Source organism: Nocardioides seonyuensis, assembly GCF_004683965.1.
Taxonomy (GTDB): Bacteria; Actinomycetota; Actinomycetes; order Propionibacteriales; family Nocardioidaceae; genus Nocardioides; species Nocardioides seonyuensis.
Map to the genome: position 1 here is coordinate 334755 of NZ_CP038436.1, position 22393 is coordinate 357147.

Sequence of the window (22393 nt, forward strand, 5' to 3'; positions counted from 1 at the left end):
GGGCGTCCTTCTTCTGTCTCGTCCAGGCAGCGCTCTCAGCGCTTGCGCGGCCCCTTCTTCTTGATCGGGACGTGCTCGACCGGCGCGGCGTCGTCACCGGCGACGCCGGGCTCGACCGTGGCCGTGCCCGGCTCGACCTGGCCAGTCGTCGGACTGCTTCCGGCGACCCCGACGGGCACCAGCTCCGGAGGGCCGGCCGGACGGCTGGCCGCCCGCCTGCGGGTCCGGGTCACCACGGCCGGCTTCGTGGGCTCGGGCTCGGGGGATGCGGGCGGCTCGACCTGCTCGACAGGCTCGGGCGCCGCGTCAGGCACGACAGGCTCGGACTGCTCGGGCGCCGCGTCAGGCACGACGGGCTCGGGAGCCGGCTCCGGCTGGCGGGTCGGCGTGGTCTCGTCGGTGGTGTCGCCCGACTCAGCCGCGTCGCTCACGGGCTTGTCCGGGCGAGCCATGGCCGCGACGTCCTTGGGAGAGGGCGGCGTCTGCGCGGCGGGCTCCGAGGAACCGCGACCACCACGCCCGGAGCCGCGGCCGGAGCGGTCTTTTCCCGACTCGTTGTCGCTGCTGCCGTTGTCGTCGCTGTCGCCCTTGCGTCCCTTGCGGCGATTGCTGCGCCGGCCCTCGTCGTCGGACTTCGAGGGCTCGACGGGAGCGTCCTTGATGACCACACCGCGACCGTGGCAGTGCTCGCAGTTCTCGCTGAACGCCTCCAGGAGGCCGGTGCCGATCCGCTTGCGCGTCATCTGCACCAACCCCAGGGAGGTGACCTCGGCCACCTGGTGGCGCGTCCGGTCCCGTCCGAGGCACTCGACGAGGCGTCGTACGACGAGGTCGCGGTTGGACTCCAGGACCATGTCGATGAAGTCGATGACGATGATGCCGCCGATGTCGCGCAGGCGGAGCTGGCGCACGATCTCCTCGGCGGCCTCGAGGTTGTTCTTGGTGACCGTCTCCTCGAGGTTGCCCCCGGAGCCGGTGAACTTGCCGGTGTTGACGTCGACGACGGTCATCGCCTCGGTGCGGTCGATGATCAGGGAACCGCCCGACGGGAGCCACACCTTGCGGTCCAGGCCCTTGTGGATCTGCTCGTCGATGCGGTGGACGGCGAAGACGTCCTTCTCCTGCGGGCCGCGCTCGAACTTCTCCATGCGCTCGGCCAGGTCCGGGGCCATGTACTCGACGTAGTCGTGGACGGTGGCCCACGCGTCGTCACCCTCGATGACCAGCTTGGCGAAGTCCTCGGTGAAGAGGTCCCGCACGACCTTGAGCGTCAGGTCCGGCTCGCCGTACAGCAGCTGCGGCGCGCTCCCCTTCGACTTCTTCTCGACGTCCTCCCAGCGGGCCTTGAGCCGCTCGACGTCGCGGGTCAGCTCCTCCTCGCTGGCGCCCTCGGCGGCAGTCCGGACGATGACCCCGGCCGTGTCGGGGACGATCTCCTTGAGGAGGTTCTTGAGCCGGTTGCGCTCGGTGTCGGGCAGCTTGCGCGAGATCCCGGACGTCGTCCCGTCCGGGACGTAGACGAGGAATCGACCGGCAAGGCTGATCTGGCTGGTCAGGCGCGCGCCCTTGTGCCCGACCGGGTCCTTGGTGACCTGGACGAGGACCGACTGACCGCTCTGGAGCACCGACTCGATCTTGCGCGCCTGGCCCTCCTTGTGCCCCAGCGCCGACCAGTTGACCTCACCGGCGTAGAGGACGGCGTTGCGCCCCTTGCCGATGTCGATGAAGGCCGCCTCCATGGAGGGGAGCACGTTCTGGACCCGGCCGAGGTAGATGTTGCCGATCAACGAGGTCTGCGACTCCCGGGCGACGTAGTGCTCCACGAGCACCTTGTCCTCGAGCACCGCGATCTGGGTGAGGTCCTGGCGCTGGCGGATGACCATCGTCCGGTCCACCGACTCGCGGCGGGCGAGGAACTCGGCCTCGCTGACGATCGGTGCGCGTCGGCGGCCCGCCTCGCGACCCTCGCGGCGACGCTGCTTCTTGGCCTCCAGGCGGGTCGAGCCGGAGACAGCGGTGATCTGGTCGTCACCAGTGCGCGACTTCCGGACGCGGGTCACGGTGTTGGGACCCTCGTCACCGCCACCCTCCTCGCCGGTGCGGCGACGACGGCGACGACGGCGCGACGAGGGCTCCCCCTCGCCGCCCTGGTCGTCGTCCTTGCCCTCGCCGCTGGGGCTCTCTGCAGTCGAGTCGTCGTCGACGTCAGCGGGCTGCTCGTCGTCGCCGTTGCCCTCCTGGTCGGCCGCGCCGTCGCCCGGCTTGCGGCGGCGGCGACCGCCACGACGCCGGCGGCGGCGCGTGGCAGCGCCCTCCTCGGCAGCGTCCTCGGCGGACTCCTCGTCGGTGACCTCGTCGGTGGCGGCCTGCGCGACCTCGGCTTCAGCCGCTCCCGCGACCTCGACGGGTGCGTCGTCCGCAGCGTCGTCAGCAGTGTCCTCGGCGTCCTCGACCGGCGGCACGGCCGCCGCCTTCTTGCGCGAGCGGCGAACCGGCGCCTTGGTGGCGTCGGGAGCCTGGAAGAGCACGGCACCCACGCCCGCCGACGGTGTCTCCAGCGGCGCGTCCTCAGCACCTGCCTCGACCTCGAGGGGGACATCGGCCTCCGGCTTGGACGCTGCCCTCTTGCGCGGGGCGGTCGCCTTCTTCGTGGCCCGGCCGGACGCCGACTTCCTGGGCGTCGGCTCGGCTTCTGCCGACATCTCCGGCAGCGTGTCCTGAGCGGAGTCGGCCGCTGTGTCGGTGGCGGGAGCCGCCTTCTTGGCGGTGCGCTTGGCAGGAGCCTTGCGGGTCGTCTTCTTCACCACCGGCTTCTCCGGCGCAGTCGCCTGGGACTGCTCCTCAGGCGCAGCAGCGTCGGGCACCGCCTCCGGGGCCGGCGCGGGAGCCGCCGCCTTCTTGGCAGTGCGCTTGGCCGGCGCCTTGCGGGTGGTCTTCTTCACCACCGGCTTCGCCGGAGCGTCCGGCGCGGCAGGCGCCGCCTCGGTGGTGCCGCCTTCGCCGCTGGCGTTCTCGGTGCTGTTGCCGGGCTGGTCCTCGTCGAGCATGTGACGCTCCTCAGGCATCCCCGAGGGAGATGCCGGTGTATGGCGCTCGCCCACCATCGGCGGCGAACACAAAGCTTGTCTGGCGGCGACTTCCTCCGCTGCTGCGCCGTCGGGCGCCGTGACGTCACCTGCCGCGGTCGCCGAGCCCCTGTGCGACGAGTCGCTGTCACCGTCTCGTCAGGGCCGCGTCGCGGTCCGGTGACGTTCCACCACCCGGGGTGCCGGCCCGTCGTGCGGACCGGCGAGAACGTCGTCGGCTCGGCGGGTCCCTGGACGTTCCCAAGGGCCGTCGAACGTGGCGAGTATCGCACATCGACCCCCGCGCGTCGTCATGCGCGCGGGGCCAGCGGGTCGCCCACGACGCCGTCGTCCCCGATGGGACCCTGGGAGACCCGGGTCATGAGCGGGGCGTCCCCCGCCTCGAAGCCGGTGAGCTGGGTGAGGCCGCGGAGCACGTCGTCGGGCCGGACCGAGGGGGTGCCGTGACGCAGGACCAGGTCGATCGTCGTACGCGCTTGGGAGTCCACGACCGCCAGGGAGGCGACGGCGGCACGGCTGTCGAACTCGCGCAGGCCCTTCTTGGTCATCCGTTCGACCAGCACCTCCGAGGCGCCCAGGAAGGCCGTGACCGCCTCGAGTGCCGCCGCCGGCTCCCCATCGACCTCCAGACGCCAGTGGCTGGCCTCGAGGAGGTCTGCCAACGACCCTCCCTGTGACTCGACCACCTCGAGCACGTCGAGGCCGGGAGGCAGGGCCTCGTCGAGGTCGGCGTGGACGTCGGCCGGCGAGACCACCTGGGCGAGCGCCAGCTCGAGGTACTCGGCCTCGCTGGCCGATCCGGTCGGGGCGGCCCCCGCGTAGGAGATCCTGGGGTGCGGGTTGAAGCCCGAGGAGTACGCCATCGGGATGCGCGCCCGGAAGACCGCTCGCTCGAAGGCACGGCTGAAGTCACGGTGACTGGTGAATCGCAGCCGCCCGCGCTTGGCGTACCTCACGCGGAGGCGCTGGACGGGCGGGGCCTGCTGCTCGGGCTGTTGGCGCACGAGCGCCAAGGCTAGACCTCGTGTGCGAGGAGTGCCTGTCCGCGGTTTAGGGTCGCGGCCATGGAAGAAGCAGCGACCACCCGTTCGACGCGTCGCTGGTGGCACCGCCGAGGTGATCTCCTGGCCGTGCTCGCGTTGGTGCTGGCCTCGTTCGTCTTCACCACCGAGCAGGTGGCCGAGCACGAGATGATGTCGCCCATCGACGAGTACCAGTACGTCGGCTACTACGCCGTGGTCGCCGACCAGGGAATCGTGCGGCAGGGCGAGGAGATGCCCCTCTTCGCGCGTCGCTACATGGTCTGCAACGGCGTCCGAGCCATCCCGGAGATGGGGGTCAACAAGGACGCGTGCCGCGCCCCCAACAGCGTGGGCTACCCGATCGCCGGCGGCACCACCGCCGACCTCTACACCCCGCTCTACTTCCTCACCACGCGCGCGCTCGCCCAGCCGCTGATCTGGGCAGGGGTCGACTTCGTCGACGCCGGACGCGCGGTCGGCGGCTTCTGGCTCAGCCTCGGAGCGGTGTTCCTCTACCTCGCGATGCGTCGGGCCCGGGTGCCGCTTCCGGTCGCCCTGGGGCTGGGCCTGGTGCTGGTGGGGTCGCTCCCGGCCTACTGGGCGACGACGTACATCTCCACAGACGCGCCAGCCCTCGCCTCGGGGGCGATCGCCGCATGGCTGACCGTGCGGGCCCTCGACGGCGTCCGCTGGTCCCTGGTGGTGCTTCCCGCGGCCGCTGCCCTCGCCACGCTGTTCAAGCTCCAGAACCTCATCGGCTTCGTGGTGGCCGCCGTGGTGCTGCTGCTGGCCGCCGCGCTCGCGGCACACCGGGATCGCCGGGGCGCCGGCTCCCGGGTTGCTGCCTTCGTCCGCGACCGGCGCACCCTGTCGGCCCTCACCATCGTGTTCGGCTCGATGGCGGCCCAGGCCGTGTGGCTCGCGATCCGGTCGTCGATCGCGCTCGGACCCCAGCCCCAGTTCGGCTTCGCCGTCCCCCTCGAGCGCAAGCACCTGGTCATCGAGCTGGGCAACTTCCTCCCGGTGATCGGCCAGGGAGCGCTGTCCCCCCACGCGACGGGGCCGGCCAGCCTGCCGGTCTTCGCCATAGCGACGCTGCTCGCGATCGGAGGCGCGGCCGGCCTGGCCATGTCGAAGGGAGTCATCGCCCAGCACCGCTTCGTGGGCCTGGCCACCGTGGTGGTCGCGATCGTGGCAGCACCTGCCCTGGCCATCGCAGTCGGCGTCGTGGAGGAGAACTACGTGCCCCTGCCGAGTCGCTACGGCCACTCGCTCCTCCCCTGGGCCATCCTCTCCGCCGCCCTGCTCGTCGACACCCGCCACCGTTGGGCCAGGTACGCACTGCTGGCCCTGGGCGTCCTCACGTGGGGGCTCGCGCTCATGATGGGCGAGGCCTGATGGAGCCGGTGGGACCGGCGTCCGTTGGTAGCATCCCCGCCGTGCCGGCAGCCATCCCCAAGCCTCGCGTCCTGGTGATCGTGCCGGCGTGGAACGAGCAGGACTGCATCGCCGACACTGTGCGCGAGATCCGCGAGCGAGTGACTGACGCCGACCTGCTCGTCGTCGACGACGGCTCCGGCGACCTGACCACCTCGCGGGCACGTGCAGCCGGCGCCGCAGTCCTGCGGCTGCCCTTCAACCTCGGGGTCGGAGGCGCCATGCGCGCCGGCTACCGCTGGGCCTACGCCCAGGGCTACGACGTCGCGGTGCAGATCGACGCCGACGGCCAGCACGACCCGTCCTTCCTGAAGCCGCTCGTCGATGCGCTCGAGGACCACGACATCGTCATCGGAGCCCGCTTCGCCTCCTCCGACGACCCCTACCGGGTGCGCGGTCCGCGCCGCTGGGCCATGTTCCTCCTGGCCGCCGTGCTCAGCAGGCTGGCAGGCACCAGGCTCACCGACGTCACCTCCGGCTTCCGTGCCTGCAACCGGCGCGCGATGCTGGTCTTCTCACGCCACTACCCGGCGGAGTACCTCGGCGACACCGTCGAGTCCCTCGTGATCGCGCTCCGCATGAAGTGCAGCATCACCCAGGTGCCGGTGACCATGCGCCCGCGCGCCGGCGGTCGTCCCAGCGCCTCCCCGTTCAAGGCCGCGATCTTCTTGGGCAGGGCGGTGGTCGCCCTGTGCCTCGCCCTCGTCCGCAGGTGGCCGGCGACGTTCGACGAAGGCTTCCACGAGAAGATCCCCGACAGCGTGAGCGAGCCGTCATGACCAACGCCACCGTGCTGGGTGCAGTCGCCTCCCTCATCATCATCGTCACCCTCTTCGAGATGCTCAGGCGCCACCGGCTCCGGGAGAAGTACGCACTCATCTGGTTCCTCATCGCTGTCGGAGCCCTGGTGACCTCCCTCGCTCCGGGCGCCGTTGCCGCCCTGGCCGACGCGCTGGGCGTGGTGCTCCCGGTCAACCTCCTGTTCTTCCTCGGGTCCCTGGTGCTGCTGGCGATGTCGCTCCAGCACAGCTACGAGCTGGGTCGGCTGGAGGAACGCACCAGGACGCTCGCCGAGGAGGTGGCCCTGCTCAGGCTGCAGTCCGACACCGACCACCCCGGCAACGGCGACCGAGACGACGAGGTCGACCAGCCGTGACGCTGGTGCACGTCGTGCTCCCCTACTGGGGAGATCCGGCGTTGCTGGACCGCGCGGTGGACAGCGTGCTTGCACAGAGCGACCTTGGCTGGCGCCTGACGATCGTCGACGACCACTATCCCGACACGCGCGCTGAGATGACGTACTCCGCGCACCCCGACAGCCGGATCAGCTACCTGCGCAACCCCGAGAACCTCGGGGTGAGCGGCAACTTCGAGCGCTGTCGGACGCTGGCCGACGGCGACCTGGTGGTCTTCCTCGGGTCCGATGACCTCCTTCTCCCGGACTACGTCGCCGAGCTGCGCCGGGCGAGGGCCGAGCATCCGGACGCCACCATCATCCAGCCCGGGGTGCGCGTCATCGACGGTGAGGACCGCCCCAGCTCGGGGCTGGCCGAGCGCGTCAAGGCATGGCTGACACCGTCAGGACCCAGGCCGGTGGTCCTCTCGGGCGAGGAGCTCGCAGCGAGCCTGCTCCGCGGAAACTGGCTGTACTGGCCGTCGTTGGCCTTCGATGGAGCAGCCGTGGCGCGTCACTCGTTCCGGCCCGACCTCCCCATCATCTTGGACCTCGCCTTCATCCTCGACATGGTCCTCGACGGCGCCCAGCTGGTCCTCCGCGAGGAGGTGACCTTCTGCTACCGGCGCCACGACGACAGCGCGTCCTCGATCAGCTCGCTCCAGGGCAGCCGCTTCGCGGACGAGCGGCGCTTCTACCGGGAGATCGCCGGCCGGCTGGAGTCCCGGGGGTGGCGACGCGCCGGCTCGGTCGCCCGTCGCAGGTGGGTGTCCCGGATGCACGCGCTGTCACTGCTTCCGTCCGCAGCGTTGCAGCGGTCGGGGCGCGGCGTGGTCATCGTGCTACGCCACGTCCTCTCGCGTTGACGCCGGCCTCGAGGAAGGGCCCGTGAGTCAGGCCGGCTTGCGTGCGACCAGGCAGAACTCGTTGTAGGGGAAGAACCGGCCCGCGAACCGCGGGAAGGGGAAGCTGTAGTTCTTCTCGATGACCAGGCCGACCCGTGTGGCAAGGTCTGCCAGCTGAGTGCCGTCGGTGAAGTGCACGTGCGTGCTGTCGGTCGTGTAGCCCTTCTCCTGGGGGCAGATCATCATGACCGTGCCGCCGGGTCGCAGATAGGGCAGGTACGCCGAGACGAGCTCCTCCCAGTGCTCCGGCATGACGTGCTCGATCACGTGCGCCAGGAGCATGCCGTCGAACGACTCCGGCACCGCGACCTCCGGCGTCGACTGCCACTCCTCGGACGTGTAGGCAACCAGACCACGGGCCCGGCACTCCGCGATCGACTCGGCGTTGTGGTCGACCCCGACCGAGTCAGCGCTCAGGTTGAGCAGGTTGCGGCCGATGCCGCACCCGACGTCGAGGGTCCGTCCGAGACCTTGGCGGCGAAGGTTCCAACGGTAGGGCCGCTGGACGTCGAGCACCTGCTTCCACCGAGCCCCGCTCAGGTTGCGCAGGCGGTCTGCATAGGCCTCTGACTGGGTGTCCTGGGCGCTGGTGCGGGGCGGTTCGGGTGAGGAGCCGTTCATGCGCGGCACCCTATCGGGCGACCTCCGCCCGACACCGGCCGGCAGCACCTCGTACCTGCTCCCGAGTCGGCGCCAAACCTCGCCGAGTCGGCGCCAAACCTCGCCGAGTCGGCGTCAACCCCTCGCCGAGTCGGCGTCAACCCCTCGCCGAGTCGGCGCTACCTGGGCCGGGTTGCCCGATCATCCGACGGGGACGTCATGGCCACGCCTACTCGACGGCGTGTTCACGCCGACTCGACGGTCGGTTCACGCCGACTCGACGGTCGGTTCACGCCGACTCGGCGATGGTTGGCGCCGACTCGGCGGTGGTTGGCGCCGACTCGGCGATGGTTCGCGCCGACTCGGGAGTTCAGACGACGGAGAGCGGGAGGAGCTGCTGACCGGTCGGGCCGACCTGGATCTCGGTGCCCATCTCGGGACACACGCCACAGTCGTAGCACGGCGTCCAGCGGCAGTCCTCGATCTCGATGTCAGCGCCGTCGGCGGCCGCGAGCGCATCCTCCCAGTCGCCCCACAGCCAGTCCTTGTCGAGGCCGGAGTCGAGGTGGTCCCAGGGCAGCACCTCGTCGTACTCCCGCTGACGGGTGGTGAACCAGTCGACGTCGACGCCGGTGCCGGCCAGGGCACGCTCGGCGCCTTCCATCCACCGCTCGTAGGAGAAGTGCTCGCTCCAGCCGTCGAACCTGCCGCCGTCGCGCCACACCTCCTCGAGGATGCGACCGACCCGGCGGTCGCCGCGGGACAGCAGTCCCTCGACGATGCCGGGCTTGCCGTCGTGGTAGCGGAACCCGATCGCCCGGCCGTAGCGCTTGTCGTCACGCACGACGTCGCGCAGCTGCTTGAGCCGGTCGTCGGTCGTCTCGACGTCGAGCTGGGCGGCCCACTGGAACGGCGTGTGGGGCTTCGGCACGAAGCCGCCGATCGACACCGTGCAGCGGATGTCGTTGCGGCCGGAGACCTCTCGGCCCTTGGCGATGACCGCCTTGGCGAGGTCGGCGATCTGCAGCACGTCCTCGTCGGTCTCCGTGGGAAGGCCCACCATGAAGTAGAGCTTCACCTGACGCCAGCCGTGGGAGTAGGCCGTCGCGACCGTGCGGATGAGGTCTTCCTCGGTCACCATCTTGTTGATGACCTTGCGCATGCGTTCGCTGCCGCCCTCCGGGGCGAAGGTGAGCCCGGAGCGGCGGCCGTTGCGCGAGAACTCGTTGGCGAGGGTGATGTTGAAGGCGTCGACACGGGTGCTGGGCAGGCTCAGCGAGACGTTGGAGCCCTCGTAGCGGTCGGCCAGCCCCTTCGCGACGTCGCCGATCTCGGTGTGGTCGGCGCTGGAGAGCGAGAGCAGGCCGACCTCCTCGAAGCCGGTCTTGCGGATGCCGTTCTCGACCATGTCGCCGATCGTCTTGATCGAGCGCTCCCGCACCGGGCGCGTGATCATGCCGGCCTGGCAGAAGCGGCAGCCGCGCGTGCAGCCACGGAAGATCTCCACCGAGAAGCGCTCGTGCACGGTCTCGGCGAGCGGCACGAGCGGGTTGGCCGGGTAGGGCCACTGGTCGAGGTCCATCAGGGTGTGCTTGCGCACGCGGAACGGGATGCCCGGTCGGTTGGGGGTGACCGCCTCGATGGTTCCGTCGGCGGCGTAGGTCACGTCGTAGAAGCGGGGGACGTAGATGTTGCCGGTGACGGCGAGCCGGCGCAGCAGCTCCTCACGCCCACCGGGACGGCCCTGGTCCTTCCACTCACGCACCACCTCGGAGATCGCGAGCACGACCTCCTCCCCGTCACCCAGGACGGCGGCGTCGATGAAGTCGGCGATCGGCTCGGGGTTGAAAGCCGCGTGACCACCGGCGATGACGACCGGGTGGTCCTCCCCGCGGTCGGCGGCGTGGAGCGGGATGCCGGCCAGGTCGAGGGCGTTGAGCATGTTGGTGTAGCCGAGCTCGGTGGAGAAGCTGATCCCGAACAGGTCGAAGGCCCCCACCGGGCGGTGGCTGTCGACGGTGAACTGCGGGATCGGACCCTCGGCGTCGCCGGCGCGCATGACGTCCTCCATGTCGCGCCACACCGCGTAGGTGCGCTCGGCGATGATCCAGTCACGCTCGTTGAGCACCTCGTAGAGGATCTGCACGCCCTGGTTGGGCAGGCCGACCTCGTAGGCGTCGGGGTACATCAGGGCCCAGCGCACGGTCTCGCCGTCCGGCGCGCAGTCCCACTCCTTGACGACCGAGTTGAGCTCGCCGCCGACGTACTGGATCGGCTTCTGGACCGTCGGCAGCTTGGGCTCGAGCCGAGGGAAGACCGAGGCAGTGGACACGGGAGTTGGCACCTCGCAGTGATCGGGGCGACGCGCAGGCGTCTGGGCGAGGAACCAGCCTACGTCGCGCGGCCCCGTCCGGCCGCCTTGCGGGCGTTCCTGCCCGTCTCCACGGGGTCGCTCGTGAGCGGTTCCCTGCCACCGGGGTACTCGTCGTCGTTGTTGCGGACCTTGCGCCTGCGACGCTTCCTCGGGACGTCGACGAAGGGGTCGGCCTCGGGGAACCCCCAGCGACCGCGCACGATGTTGCGCTCCCAGTCGTGCACCGACCCCTCGCGGGTGCGGGACTCGAAGTGGAAGAGCTCGACGGCCGCGACGTAGACGATGCGCAGGCCCTGGCGACGCACCTTGTAGCAGAGGTCCACGTCGTTGAAGTTGACCGGCAGACCCTCGGCGAACCCGCCCACCTCGAGGAAGGTGTCGCGCCGCATGGCGGCGCAGGCGGCAGTCACGCCGCTGGTCTCGCGGTTGATGATGAGCGCGCCGAAGGGGCCGTAGGACTCGCGCGGCAGCTCGCGGAACGGGTGGTGGTAGTGACCCCAGGCGTAGACGTGGCCAGCGTGCTGGACGGTGGTGTCACTGAAGTAGAGACGGGCGCCGGTCATGCCCACGTCAGGCTCGTCCAGCGGCGCCACCAGCTGCTCGATCCAGCCGTCGGAGATCACCTCGACGTCGTCGTTGAGGAAGACCAGCCGGTCGCCGGTGGCCCGCAGGCACCCGACGTTCATCTTCTCGCTGTAGTTGAACGGCTTCGCGAACCGCTCGAGCACCAGCTTGTCGCCGGCGACCTCGCGCAGCTCGTCGAGCACCTCCGGAGGCGTCGGAACGTCGTGGACGATGACGATCTCGAGGTTGTCGTGGCCGGTGTGCTCGAGCAGCGACCGGACGGCCTCGACCACCATCACCCGGCGGGTGCCCCAGATGAGCGCTGACTGCCCGATCGTGGGGATGACGACCGACACCCGCACGGCCGGGTCGAGACGGCGGTGCACCCGGTAGTGGCCGGGGACGGGGCCCTGGCCCACCTCGGCCTCGATGCCCAGCCGGTCGAGGTGGCTCTGCACGGCCTTGGCCCCCGCGATGGTGGCGTAGGGCTTGGCATTGATGTCGGCCGACGCCGACCCCTCCACGGCGCGCCAGTGGTAGAGGACCCGTGGGATGTGGACGACGCGGCGGGCGACCTCGCCGACCCTCAGGGCGAGGTCGTGGTCCTGGGACCCGTCATAGCCCTCACGGAAGGCGCCGACCCGGCGCACGACATCGGTGCGCATCACCGAGAGGTGGGAGGTGTACATCTGGCCGCGCAGACGTTCGGGCGACCAGTCGGGCTTGCGGAACTCGTCGTAGAGCCGGCCCTCGTCGTCGATCTTGTCCTCGTCGGAGTAGAGGTAGTCGACGTCGTCGTGGGCCTCGATCATGCGGGCGTTGGCTGCCAGGGCGTCCGGGGTGAGCAGGTCATCGTGGTCGAGCAGGACGATGAACTCGCCGGTGGCTGCCTCGATCCCGTCGTTGGACGCCGCGACGATGTGCCCGTTGGTCTCGCGCTCGATGAGCCTGATGCGGGGGTCGCGGGCGGAGTGCTCGCGGATCAGGTCGCGCACGGCCTGCGAGGGCGAGCAGTCGTCGACCAGCAGCCACTCCCACTCCGCATGCTCCTGAGCCAGCACCGAGGCGATGGTGTCGCCCAGGACGTCGAGAGGTGGTTCGTAGACGGGAGTGACGATCGAGAAGAGCGGGGCCTTGCTCACCGCCCGCCCCCGAGGACCTTGCGGGCGACACGACGACCGAGGGCCGGCTGCCGCTGGGCGGCCTCGAGCTCTGCGGTGACCCGGGCCAGCCGCTGGCGCAGCTCCCGGGTGATTGCCCGCTCCTCCTGGAGCTTGCGGCGCACGTTGGACAGCATCTTGCGAGCGCGGTTGGCCTCCCTCAGCAGCCGCTTGTTGTCGCTGGTCAGCCGGGCCACCTGCGCCTCGGTGCCGATGATGTGGTCACGCTGGGTGAGCACCTGGTGACGTGCCTCCATGACCTCGGCCTCCCACCGCTCGACCTGGTCTCCGGCAGCACGTCCGTCCTCGCCCACCACGACATCTCCTCACACCTGCGCGTCCTCGTTGTCCGGGTCAGGCTAGTACGCCGCCGGCTCAGCGCCGGACGAGGACTCGGGTCGCGTCGACCACACCCCGCCTGGGACCCGGCGCGCCGGACCGCAGGGCGATGTTCTGGAGCAGGCCCAGGGCGAGCATGCCCGCGAACAGCGAGCTGCCGCCGTACGACACGAAGGGCAGGGGCACACCGGTCACGGGCATGATGCCCAGGCACATGCCGATGTTCTGAAAGGCCTGGAAGCCCCACCAACAGGCGATCCCGGCGGCGGCCACCCTGCCGAAGACGTCGCGAGCCTCGACCGCGACGACGAGGGCACGCCAGATCAGCACTCCCAGCAGCAGGATGACCAGGCCGGCACCGACCAGGCCGAGCTCCTCGCCGGCGACGGTGAAGATGAAGTCGGTGTGCTGCTCGGGGACGAACCCCGACCGCGTCTGGGAGCCGTCGAAGAGGCCCTGGCCGAACAGCCCACCGTTGCCGACGGCGATCCGCGCCTGCTCGGTGTTGTAGCCGGCGCCGCGCGGGTCGAGCCCGGGGTTGGTGAACGCCAGGAAGCGGTCGACCTGGTAGTCCTCCAGGACTCCGAGCAGCACGGCGACCACGGCGGCACCGACTCCGGCGATCGTGAGGCCCGCCAGCCAGGCCCGGCCGGCCCCGGCGACGGCGAGGACGCCGAAGACGGTCGCGGACAGCACCAGCATCGTGCCCAGGTCGGGCTGGAGGAGGATCAAGGCGGCGGGGACGGCCGCGATCGCGAGCATCCCGAGGACCTCCAGCGTGCCGACGCCGCGACCCCGTCGCCCCTCGGCCCGCTCGGCCACGAGCAGGGCCATGCCGATGACCACGGCGAGCTTGGCGAACTCGGACGGCTGGATCGACATCCCACCCAGCTGCAGCCACGAGCGGGAGCCGTTGATCGTGGAGCCCGCGACGAGCACGAGCACCAGCCCCACGACGCTCGCGAGGTAGGCCAGTGGCGCCAGGATGCGCACCCACCGGTGGTCGGTCGCGAGGACCAGGACCATCAGGACCAGGCCGATGGCCACGTTGACCAGCTGCTTGCGCAGGTAGGCCGCCGGGTCGCCGCCGGTCAGGTCGACGCGGGTGGAGGTGGCCGACCACACGAGCAGGGTGCCGAGGAGGACCAGGGCGAACGCGGCAAGCATGAGGAGCCAGTCGAGCCCGGGTGCACGCCAGCCCATCCGGACGCTCGTGCCGTGTGCGGTGGTGCTCATCGGCGCCTCCGCGCGACCGGCGGCAGGATCGACCCGTCGTCGAGGAAGGTCGGCAGCTGCCGCGGGGGACGCGTGCCGGGGATCGCCGCACGCGCGGGCACGACCTTCTCGCCCTCCACGCCGTACAGCGCCTCCCAGATCGCGCGGATGCCGTCGCCGGTCGAGCCCGAGCCGGTGCCGCCCTGGCTGATCATCATCACCACGACGTAGTCGTCGGAGTAGGAGGCGACCCAGCCGGTGGTCTGCTTGCCGTAGACCTCGGCCGACCCGGTCTTGGAGCGGATGACCACGTCGTCGAGAGGGAAGCCGCCCATCTTCCAGGCCATCGTGCCCTGGCGGGTGACGTTCTTGAGGGCTTCGTCGATGTAGTCGAGGTACTTCGCCGGGACCTTGACCTTGCCCGACTTGCGCGGCGCGATCCGTCGCAGCACCTTGCCCTCGGGGCTGACGATGGCCTTGGCGACCGTCGGCGCCCACAGGATGCCCCCGTTGCCCAGCGCGGCGTACGCGCGGGCGAGCTGGAGCGGGGTGACGATGGTGTCGCCCTGGCCGATGCTGAAGTTGACCGCGTCGCCGGCCCGGTAGGCATAGCCCTCGAGGCAGAACTCCCGGGCGAACTTGTAGACGAAGTCGCTGGTCGCCCGCGTCTGCGGCTTGTCGGCGATCTTGCAGTAGTAGTCCTTCTGGGACTCGAAGTAGGCGCGCTTCCACCGGCGGTCGGCGATCCGCCCCGGCGCCTCGCCCGGCAGGTCGATCCCGGTGCGGGAGCCGAACCCGAACTCCTTGGCCTCCTCGACGAGGGGGTCGCGAGCGTCGACGTCGGCCACGTCGGTGCCGAAGCGTTGCCAGTAGTCGTAGCCGATCCGGTAGAAGAAGGTGTTGCAGGAGACCTCGAGCGCCTTGGCGAAGCCGATGTTGCCGTAGGTGCCGGACTCGTAGTTCTTGAAGGGTCGGTTGCCGACCTGGAAGCTGGACGGGCACGGGATCGAGGTGTCCATCGAGTAGCCGTTGGTGAGCGCCCCCGCCGTCATGAAGGGCTTCCACGTCGACCCGGGCGCAAACTGCCCCTGCGTCGCACGCGAGAGAAGCGGTGTCCCGGCCTTCTCGGAGTAGAGGTGGTCGAGCTGCTTGTCGGAGATGCCGCCGACCCACACGCCGGGGTCATAGGTCGGTTGGCTGGCCATCGCGACGACGCGCCCTGTCCTGGCCTCGAGGACCACGGCGGCCCCGGAGTCGGCCTCGTAGCGTCGCCCCGTGACGGGGTCCATCTCGGCGCGCTGGGCCTTGATCCGGGCGGCGAGCTGGCGCTCGACCACGGCCTGGACCTTGGCGTCGATCGAGGTCACCACGGTGTCCCCGGGCGTGCTCTCGACCACCGAGTCGTCACCGAGCACCCGGCCCATCGAGTCCACCGCCACACGTCGGTAGCCCGGCAGGCCTCGCAGCCACTGGTCGTACTGCTTCTCGACGCCGGCACGACCCACCGAGGACGCCCCGTTGAGGGACTGGTCGTCGACCTCCTTGGCGGCGTCGTACTCGTCCTCGGTGATGGGGCTGAGGTAGCCGAGGACGTGGGCCAGGTTGACGCCGAACGGGCGGGGATAGTCGCGGACGGTCTGCTGGTCGGCCACGACACCGGGGTAGTCCTCCGGCTGCTCGAGGATCCGGAGCGCGACGTCCTTGCCGGTGTCGACGGCGACCGGGACCGGCTGGTAGGGCGAGCCGTTCCAGCACGTGTCGCGGACGCTGCCCTCGTGGCCGCAGGTGACCAGGCGTGCCTCGATGTCGTCGGCCGGCTTCCCGACGACGACCGAGACCCGGCGGACGAGCTCCTCGCGCTGCTTCTCCCCCAGCTTGTCGAGCACGAAGCGGTCGAGCGAGATGACCCACGAGGTGCGGTTGGAGACGAGAGGGCGGCCCTGGTCGTCGACGATCAGGCCGCGCTGGGGTTGTACGACGACGTCTCGCACGGACTGGTCGGCAGCCTGCGCCTGGTAGGTCTCACCCCCGATGACCTGGAGGTAGTAGAGCCTCACGAACAGCGTCGTGAACAGCGCGAAGACCAGCGCCTGGATCACCACCAGGCGCAGCGTGCTGCGCTGGGCCCCACGCGTCACGTCGCCACCCACTGCGGGCTGGACCGCTCGAAGAGCCGCATCAGCGGCGGGAGCGCGAACGGCGTGAGGAGGACGTCCCACACCACCGCGACCAGCACGACCTCCAGCAGCCCGCCGACGGAGAACGACGCGTCACCGATCAGCACGCCGCTGAGCGCGAAGACCGACGTGGCCACGAACGAGGCGGCCGCGACGGTGCCGACCACGGCCAGCGAGGAAGGCTTCACGTCCTGGCGGACGCGGGCAGCGAGGAACGCCGCCAGGGTCAGGGCGAGCGCCCACCGCCCCGCCACGTGGTCAGCCGGTGGCGCCAGGTCGAGCGCCACCCCCGCGGTGAACGCGAGCAGCAGCGCGAATGGAGCATCGACGCTCAGGGCCGCCGCGACCACGACGAGCAGGCACAGGTTGGGGACGATGCCGTGCCAGGCCAGGTGCGGGAAGACCGAGACCTGCAGGACCAGCGCGACGACGACGGCCGCAAGCGCGACCACCCACCTGACCGCACTCATCTCAGGCTCCCGTCGGCCTCGACGACCGCACGGTCGCTGGAGGTGCCGGAGGGTACGACGACGCCGACCACGTCGAGGGCGGAGAAGTCGACGAACGGCTCGACCACCGCCCGTTGGGTGGCCTCGCGCAGGCTGCTGAAGACGTCGGTGACGCGCCCGATCGGGACACCCGGTTCGTAGGGACCGCCCGAGCTGCCCCAGGTGACGACCACGTCGTCCTTGGCCGGGACGACCGTGTCGTCGAGGAGTCGCAGGTCCAGGCCGGAGTCGTCGGAGAAGGACCCGCTGCCGGTGACGAACCCGATCTCCATGCTGGAACCGACGCGACCGCCCACGGTGGAGTCGGGGTCGGCGATCAGCAGCACGGTCGCTGTCGTCCGGGTGACCCGCAGGACCCGGCCGACGAGGCCGTCGTTGTTGAGCACCGTGAGGTCGGGGCCGATGCCCGCCTGGGAGCCGGCGTCGATGGTGACGGTGAAGCTGCCGGACTGGCGTGGCCCGTAGGCGACCACACGGGCCGGGACGAGCGCCCGGCCGAGGTCCTCGGCGGCGCGGGTGAGTCCGTCGTACTGCTGGAGGCGGTTGCGGTCCACGCCCGAGCTCTCCACCTGACCCCGGAGGTCGGCATTGGCGGCAGTGAGCTGGGCGACCTCCTCGGAGAGGTCGTCCTTGCTGCGGAACCAGCCGGGCACGGCGGTGAAGGGGCGGACCGCGGACGCCGTCGCGGACTCGATCGGGCCGAACGCCTCACCGACGACGGCGCGCACCGGCTCCAGGGGCGAGTCGTCGCCGGTGGACACGTCGAGCGTCACCAGCGTGACGCTGGCCAGCACCAGGGCGACGAGCAGGGAGCGCGGCGAGCGGTTGCGGGACTCGAGGCGGTCGAGCCCACGCCAGCGACGCTCGCGCCCCTCCTGCCCCCCGAACGCACGCATCAGACGCCACCCATCAGAACCGCCGGGGGTCGGAGACGAGGACCTGCTGGAGTGCTTCGAACTCCTCGACGCACCTGCCTGCGCCGAGGGCCACCGACGAGAGGGGATCCTCGGCGACGTGGACGGGCATGCCGGTCTCGTGACGCAGCCGCTCGTCGAGGCCGCGGAGCAGCGCGCCACCCCCGGTGAGGACGATGCCGCGGTCCATGATGTCGCCGGCGAGCTCGGGCGGAGTCTGGTCGAGGGTGCTGCGCACCGCGTCGACGATGTTGTGCAGCGGCTCCTCGAGCGCCTGGCGGAGCTCGGCGCTCGAGACCACCACGGTGCGAGGCAGCCCGGAGACCATGTCGCGACCGCGGATCTCGGCGTCGGGCTCGGTCGGCAGGGGGAAGGCCGAGCCGAGGGTCATCTTCATCTCCTCGGCGGTCCGCTCCCCAAGCATCAGGGAGTACTCCTTCTTCATCCAGGCGATGATCGCCTGGTCGAGGTCGTCACCCGCCGTGCGCACGGACATGCTCGTGACGATGCCGCCGAGACTGATCACCGCGACCTCGGTGGTGCCTCCGCCGACGTCGACCACCATGTTGCCGGTCGCTTCGTGCACCGGCAGTCCGGCGCCGATCGCGGCCGCCATGGGCTCCTCGACGATGTAGACGCGACGGGCTCCTGCTTGGTAACCGGCCTCCTTGACCGCGCGCTGCTCCACGGCGGTGATGCCCGAGGGCACGCAGATGACCATCCTCGGCTTGGCGAGGTAGCGGCGTCGGTGGACCTGGTGGATGAAGAATCGCAGCATCTGCTCGGTCGCCTCGAAGTCGGCGATCACGCCGTCCTTGAGCGGGCGGATGGCGGTGATGTTGTCGGGAGTGCGGCCGATCATCCGCTTGGCCTCGTGCCCCACCGCGAGCACCTCGCCGGTCGTGGAGTTCATCGCGACCACCGACGGCTCGTCGAGCACGACGCCCTTGCCGCGCACGTAGACGAGGGTGTTGGCGGTGCCGAGGTCGACGGCCATGTCACGGCCGATCACGCTGGTTGCCATGCGCTGCCTCGCTGGGTGCCTGGGTCAGGTCTGGGGAAGGGACCCCGAAGAGCTTCCCCGACGTCCTCGCTCAGGTTAGGTAGCGGCGTCGGCTGTTCCGCGGAGGACACGCGGCGGCTAGGTTGCAGAGATGGCCGACATCGACGAGCTCGCCGCAACCCTTCCCATCGACCAGATCGCCCAGCAGCTCGGCGAGGACCCTGAGGCCGTGCGCCGGGCCGTCGGCGTCACCCTGCCGGCGCTCCTGGGTGGCCTCGAGGCCAACGCGCAGGATCCCGGCGGCGAGGCCTCGCTCTCCGAGGCGGTGGCCCAGCACGACGACGACGTGGCCACCCCGCCCGTCGACCTGGCCGATGTCGACGTCGCCGACGGTCAGAAGATCGCCCACCACATCTTCGGCGCCCAGGAGGACCAGGTCGTCCAGCAGCTGGGCTCGACAGGGGTGTCGAGCAGCCTCGTGCGGAAGCTCATCCCGATCCTCGCCCCCATCGTGCTCTCCTACCTCGCCAAGCAGATGGGCGCGAAGGGCGGCAGCGGAGGTGGCGCGCTCGGATCGATCCTCGGCTCGATCCTCGGCGGTGCAGCACAGGGCACCGGCGGCCCCTCGACCTCGGGGGGATCAGGCGTGGGTGGAGTCCTCGGTGACCTGCTCGGTGGCCTGCTCGGCGGTGGCCGCAAGGCCTGATCCGGCGTACGGCGGGCCGGTCACGCGTCGAGCGCGGCGAACCAGATCTTGATCTCGCGCGCCGCGGACTCGGGCGAGTCCGACCCGTGCACGATGTTCTGCTGGACGCTCCCGCCCCAGTCGCGACCGAGGTCGCCTCGGATGGTGCCTGGCGCCGCGACGGTCGGGTCGGTGGCACCGGCCAACGACCGGAACCCCTCGATGCAGCGCTCCCCCTCGAGCACCATCGCCGCGACCGGACCGGAGAGCATGAACTCCACCAGCGCGTCGTAGAACGGCTTGCCGGCATGCTCGGCGTAGTGGTCGGCCAGCAAGTCAGCGGTCGCCTCGCGCAGCTCGAGGGCGACGAAGCGGTAACCCTTGGCCTCGATCCGGCGCAGGACCTCGCCGGTGAGTCCACGGCGGACGCCGTCGGGCTTGACGAGGACGAGGGTGCGCTCGATGGAGGGCTGGCTCATGGCCCGCAGCCTAGCGAGAGCCCTGCTCCGCCTCCCACGCCGCCCAGGCAGCGGCGCGCTCTCGCTCGATCTTGCGGCCGAGCAGGTCGGCACCGGTCCAGAGGGCGGCGAACACGACCCCCAGGAAGAACATCATCGGCACCACCAGGCCCAGGGCGATCGCCACAGCCTGCACTGCGTAGCCGACGAGGTAGGCCCACTCGGCGCGCAGCATCCCTGCGAGAAGAACGCACAGCAGCGTCAGGCCGAGCCCGACCGTGAGCGCCGTGCCCGTGTCGACCCCCGCGACGGAGATCATCACCGGGGTGGTGAGCCCCAGCGTGATCGCCTCCAGGAACAGGACTGCCGCACACATGCCACGGCGCGGTGAGCGCTCGGGGGGCCGCGTGGTCTCCTCGGTCATCGCCTGCCCTTGAGCATGGCGCGTGCCTCTCCGACCGTGACCACCGACCCGGTGACCAGCACGGCACCGGCACCGATGGACGCCTCGATGAGCTCGCCCGCCTCGGCCAGGGTGGCCGCCCGGTCGATCGCCTCGGCCAGGTCGGGCACGATCGCGACCCGGTCCTCGCCGAAGACCTCGACGGCCGTCGCGCCCAGCGCTGCCGCCGACAGCGAGCGGTCCGTGGAGTTCTGCGTGCAGACGACGTGGGACAGGTGCGGCTCGAGCGCCGCCAGCAGCCCTTCGTGGTCCTTGTCGGCCATGACACCGAGGACCCCGATGAGCGGCGCGAACGAGAAGGAGTCCTCGAGCGCCTCGCCGAGTGCCTCGGCGCCGTGGGGGTTGTGTGCCGCGTCCAGCAGGATCGTCGGGCTGCGCCGGATGATCTCCAGCCTTCCCGGCGAGGTGACCTCGGCGAAGGCGGCACGCACGAGCGCGTCGTCCAACGGCTCCCCACCGGTGAACGACTCGACCGCCGCGAGGGCGACGGCGGCGTTCTGCGCCTGGTGGGCGCCGTACAGCGGCAGGAACACCTCGTCATAGGTGGCGCGCAGGCCCTTCAGCGACACCACCTGACCGCCCACCGCCGGACTGCGCGAGAGAACTCCGAACTCCATGCCCTCGCGAGCAGCGGTCGCCCCCACCTCGACCACCCGGTCGAGCAGCACCGGCGCCACCTCGGCGCTCTGCTGCGCGAGCACCGCGACCGAGCCGGGCTTGATGACGCCGGCCTTCTCACGGGCGATGGTGGCGGCGTCGTCGCCGAGGTACTGGGCATGGTCCATCGAGACAGGCAGCACGACGGCCACGTCGGCGTCGGCGACGTTGGTGGCGTCCCAGCCACCACCCATCCCGACCTCCACGACCGCCACGTCGACGGGAGCGTCGGCGAACGCGGCATAGGCCATGCCGACGATCGTCTCGAAGAAGCTGAGCGGATGGTCCTGCTCGGCGTCGACCAGGTGTGTGTAGGCCGCCACCTCGTTGAAGGCGCGCACGAACGCCTCGTCGTCGAGAGGCTCACCGTCGATCACGATGCGCTCGCTCATCCGCTCCAGGTGCGGGCTGGTGAAGCGGCCGGTGCGCAGGTCGAGCGCGCGCAGCAGCGTCTCGATCATGCGGCTGGTCGAGGTCTTGCCGTTGGTGCCGGTCAGGTGGATGACGCGGAAGTTGCGCTGCGGCTCGCCGAGCAGCTCGGTGAACGCCTGGATGCGTTCCAGGCTTGGTTCCAGCCTCGTCTCGGGCCAGCGGGACAGGAGCGCGTCCTCGACCTCGGCGAACGTCTCGGCGGGGCGGGCTTGCGGGCCATCTTCATCAGGGGCAGTCATCTCACGGCCGAGTCTAGGGCTGCGGCGTGCGTACGACATTCTCGACCATGTCGGCGAACGGGCGGTAGCCCAGCGCCTCGTAGATCTTGTTCGACGTCGGGTTGTCCCGGTCGGTGAAGAGGCACATCCGGATCCCCGCATCCAGGCCCCGCATCGTCAGCTCGCCGACGACGTACGACGCGATACCGCGACCGCGGTGCTCCTTGGGCGTGAAGACGGGGCCGATGCGTGAGACGCCGTACGACGGCAGGCTGGCACCGCACAGGTGGGCGACCTCGCCCCCGGGCAGCTCCCAGAGCCACTCCGCGCCCTCGCGGATGCGGACCAGGACGCTGTCGAGGGTGTTGTGCTCGCCGGAGCCGGCATCCGGCTCGCGTCCGGCCTGCTCGTCGGCCTCCACGTGGAAGGCAGTGAACCAGGCGAGCACGAGCGGCGCGTCGGCCTCGGTCGCCCACCTCAGCCGACCCTCGGGCGCCAGGGGGACCTTGACCGACCTGGCCTCCCACAGCCGGGTACGCATGGCCTGGTCCAGTCGACCCCCGGCCAGCCGCGCGGTCTCCTCGGCGAGCACCCGGGCGCCGGGCGACGCGCCGTTGGCGCCTCCCAGGAGCTCGCCGCGGCCGTGGAGGGCGGCCGCGAGCGCGCGAGCGGCTGCGTCGTCCATGGGCAGCGAGAAGGAGGGATACGGAGGGAACGGCGCGGTCCGCATCGCCGCGCTCACCGCCGCGCCATCGCCGTCGCGGACCACGACCCACCAGCGGTCGAAGGGAGCCGCGACGTCCGCCCAGGAGTCGTGCCCGTCCTCGAGCTCGCGCGCGGTCCGGGCGGTGACGCTGGCGATCACCGACCCGAGCACCGGCTCGGCAGTGAGCAGATCGGCAGCGGCGTCGAGGAAGGGTCGCGGGTGGTAGAAGAACTCGAGGTCGGGCTCCGGCGGCATGCACGAACGCTAGCCACGGCTGCCCACGTCCGGAACTCGT

Annotated in this window: 20 protein-coding genes; 5 read left to right on the forward strand and 15 right to left on the reverse strand. The window is 70.7% G+C overall.

Features of this window, described 5'->3' with window-relative positions; all coding sequences use genetic code 11:
* Positions 1-35: 35 nt before the first annotated feature.
* Positions 36-3047 (reverse strand): Rne/Rng family ribonuclease, encoded by a 3012-nt coding sequence (locus EXE58_RS01625; protein WP_135266270.1) that lies wholly within the window; start codon positions 3045-3047, stop codon positions 36-38.
* Positions 3048-3376: 329 nt separating this feature from the next.
* The gene (locus EXE58_RS01630; protein ID WP_135266271.1) at positions 3377-4090 is read right to left on the reverse strand and encodes a TIGR03936 family radical SAM-associated protein; all 714 of its coding nucleotides are present in this window, start codon (positions 4088-4090) and stop codon (positions 3377-3379) included.
* Between the two features lie 60 nt (positions 4091-4150).
* Here EXE58_RS01630 and EXE58_RS01635 point away from each other — a divergent pair, with 60 nt between their 5' ends.
* The 4 genes from EXE58_RS01635 to EXE58_RS01650 are packed head-to-tail and all read left to right on the forward strand — an operon-like array spanning position 4151 to position 7585.
* A complete protein-coding gene (locus EXE58_RS01635) occupies positions 4151-5506 on the forward strand; it encodes a hypothetical protein (protein ID WP_135266272.1) in 1356 nt (451 codons plus the stop codon).
* Between the two features lie 41 nt (positions 5507-5547).
* On the forward strand, positions 5548-6324 hold the full coding sequence (locus EXE58_RS01640; protein ID WP_244242375.1) for a glycosyltransferase family 2 protein: 777 nt from the start codon (positions 5548-5550) through the stop codon (positions 6322-6324).
* Complete coding sequence (locus tag EXE58_RS01645; protein WP_135266274.1) at positions 6321-6701, forward strand: DUF2304 domain-containing protein; 381 nt, start codon at positions 6321-6323, stop codon at positions 6699-6701. The genes EXE58_RS01640 and EXE58_RS01645 overlap by 4 nt, the downstream gene beginning before the upstream one ends.
* A complete protein-coding gene (locus EXE58_RS01650) occupies positions 6698-7585 on the forward strand; it encodes a glycosyltransferase family 2 protein (protein ID WP_208544099.1) in 888 nt (295 codons plus the stop codon). The genes EXE58_RS01645 and EXE58_RS01650 overlap by 4 nt, the downstream gene beginning before the upstream one ends.
* Positions 7586-7612: 27 nt before the next feature.
* Here the strand turns inward: EXE58_RS01650 and EXE58_RS01655 are convergent, their stop codons facing one another.
* From EXE58_RS01655 to EXE58_RS01695, 9 genes are all read right to left on the reverse strand, one after another.
* A complete protein-coding gene (locus EXE58_RS01655; RefSeq protein ID WP_135266275.1) occupies positions 7613-8245 on the reverse strand; it encodes a class I SAM-dependent methyltransferase in 633 nt (210 codons plus the stop codon).
* 349 nt (positions 8246-8594) lie between these two features.
* The gene (locus EXE58_RS01660) at positions 8595-10556 is read right to left on the reverse strand and encodes a TIGR03960 family B12-binding radical SAM protein (protein WP_135266276.1); all 1962 of its coding nucleotides are present in this window, start codon (positions 10554-10556) and stop codon (positions 8595-8597) included.
* A gap of 59 nt (positions 10557-10615) precedes the next feature.
* On the reverse strand, positions 10616-12304 hold the full coding sequence (locus tag EXE58_RS01665; RefSeq protein WP_135266277.1) for a glycosyltransferase family 2 protein: 1689 nt from the start codon (positions 12302-12304) through the stop codon (positions 10616-10618).
* The gene (locus tag EXE58_RS01670) at positions 12301-12636 is read right to left on the reverse strand and encodes a hypothetical protein (RefSeq protein ID WP_135266278.1); all 336 of its coding nucleotides are present in this window, start codon (positions 12634-12636) and stop codon (positions 12301-12303) included. Before EXE58_RS01670 ends, EXE58_RS01665 begins: the two co-directional genes overlap by 4 nt.
* A 61-nt stretch (positions 12637-12697) precedes the next feature.
* Complete coding sequence (gene rodA / locus EXE58_RS01675) at positions 12698-13897, reverse strand: rod shape-determining protein RodA (RefSeq protein ID WP_135266279.1); 1200 nt, start codon at positions 13895-13897, stop codon at positions 12698-12700.
* Entirely contained in the window at positions 13894-16014 is a 2121-nt protein-coding gene (gene mrdA, locus EXE58_RS01680; RefSeq protein ID WP_135266280.1) for a penicillin-binding protein 2, read from the reverse strand. Before mrdA ends, rodA begins: the two co-directional genes overlap by 4 nt.
* Positions 16011-16523, reverse strand: coding sequence for a rod shape-determining protein MreD (mreD, locus tag EXE58_RS01685; protein WP_135266281.1), 513 nt, complete (start codon positions 16521-16523; stop codon positions 16011-16013). The genes mrdA and mreD overlap by 4 nt, the downstream gene beginning before the upstream one ends.
* Positions 16520-17458, reverse strand: a complete 939-nt coding sequence (gene mreC, locus EXE58_RS01690; protein WP_135266282.1) for a rod shape-determining protein MreC — start codon at positions 17456-17458, stop codon at positions 16520-16522. Before mreC ends, mreD begins: the two co-directional genes overlap by 4 nt.
* A gap of 13 nt (positions 17459-17471) precedes the next feature.
* On the reverse strand, positions 17472-18500 hold the full coding sequence (locus EXE58_RS01695; protein ID WP_135266283.1) for a rod shape-determining protein: 1029 nt from the start codon (positions 18498-18500) through the stop codon (positions 17472-17474).
* Between the two features lie 130 nt (positions 18501-18630).
* Between EXE58_RS01695 and EXE58_RS01700 the strand changes: the two genes are divergently transcribed.
* On the forward strand, positions 18631-19185 hold the full coding sequence (locus tag EXE58_RS01700; RefSeq protein WP_135266284.1) for a DUF937 domain-containing protein: 555 nt from the start codon (positions 18631-18633) through the stop codon (positions 19183-19185).
* Between the two features lie 20 nt (positions 19186-19205).
* Here the strand turns inward: EXE58_RS01700 and ndk are convergent, their stop codons facing one another.
* The 4 genes from ndk to EXE58_RS01720 are packed head-to-tail and all read right to left on the reverse strand — an operon-like array spanning position 19206 to position 22353.
* A complete protein-coding gene (ndk, locus tag EXE58_RS01705; RefSeq protein WP_135266285.1) occupies positions 19206-19643 on the reverse strand; it encodes a nucleoside-diphosphate kinase in 438 nt (145 codons plus the stop codon).
* A gap of 10 nt (positions 19644-19653) precedes the next feature.
* A complete protein-coding gene (locus EXE58_RS01710; protein WP_244242376.1) occupies positions 19654-20046 on the reverse strand; it encodes a DUF4233 domain-containing protein in 393 nt (130 codons plus the stop codon).
* Positions 20043-21413: a bifunctional folylpolyglutamate synthase/dihydrofolate synthase gene (locus EXE58_RS01715; RefSeq protein ID WP_167288565.1), complete on the reverse strand. Its 1371-nt coding sequence runs from the start codon at positions 21411-21413 to the stop codon at positions 20043-20045. The genes EXE58_RS01710 and EXE58_RS01715 overlap by 4 nt, the downstream gene beginning before the upstream one ends.
* A 13-nt stretch (positions 21414-21426) precedes the next feature.
* A complete protein-coding gene (locus tag EXE58_RS01720; protein WP_135266287.1) occupies positions 21427-22353 on the reverse strand; it encodes a GNAT family N-acetyltransferase in 927 nt (308 codons plus the stop codon).
* Between the last annotated feature and the right edge of the window lie 40 nt (positions 22354-22393).

Bases quoted from the DNA above. Each gene is read 5' to 3' on its own strand.
- EXE58_RS01625 (WP_135266270.1), bottom strand. From the start codon at position 3,047: ATGCTCGACGAGGACCAGCCCGGCAACAGCACCGAGAACGCCAGCGGC.
- EXE58_RS01635 (WP_135266272.1), top strand. From the start codon at position 4,151: ATGGAAGAAGCAGCGACCACCCGTTCGACGCGTCGCTGGTGGCACCGC.
- EXE58_RS01645 (WP_135266274.1), top strand. From the start codon at position 6,321: ATGACCAACGCCACCGTGCTGGGTGCAGTCGCCTCCCTCATCATCATC.
- EXE58_RS01655 (WP_135266275.1), bottom strand. From the start codon at position 8,245: ATGAACGGCTCCTCACCCGAACCGCCCCGCACCAGCGCCCAGGACACC.
- rodA (WP_135266279.1), bottom strand. From the start codon at position 13,897: ATGAGCACCACCGCACACGGCACGAGCGTCCGGATGGGCTGGCGTGCA.
- mreD (WP_135266281.1), bottom strand. From the start codon at position 16,523: ATGAGTGCGGTCAGGTGGGTGGTCGCGCTTGCGGCCGTCGTCGTCGCG.
- mreC (WP_135266282.1), bottom strand. From the start codon at position 17,458: ATGCGTGCGTTCGGGGGGCAGGAGGGGCGCGAGCGTCGCTGGCGTGGG.
- EXE58_RS01695 (WP_135266283.1), bottom strand. From the start codon at position 18,500: ATGGCAACCAGCGTGATCGGCCGTGACATGGCCGTCGACCTCGGCACC.
- EXE58_RS01700 (WP_135266284.1), top strand. From the start codon at position 18,631: ATGGCCGACATCGACGAGCTCGCCGCAACCCTTCCCATCGACCAGATC.
- ndk (WP_135266285.1), bottom strand. From the start codon at position 19,643: ATGAGCCAGCCCTCCATCGAGCGCACCCTCGTCCTCGTCAAGCCCGAC.
- EXE58_RS01710 (WP_244242376.1), bottom strand. From the start codon at position 20,046: ATGACCGAGGAGACCACGCGGCCCCCCGAGCGCTCACCGCGCCGTGGC.
- EXE58_RS01715 (WP_167288565.1), bottom strand. From the start codon at position 21,413: ATGACTGCCCCTGATGAAGATGGCCCGCAAGCCCGCCCCGCCGAGACG.
- EXE58_RS01720 (WP_135266287.1), bottom strand. From the start codon at position 22,353: ATGCCGCCGGAGCCCGACCTCGAGTTCTTCTACCACCCGCGACCCTTC.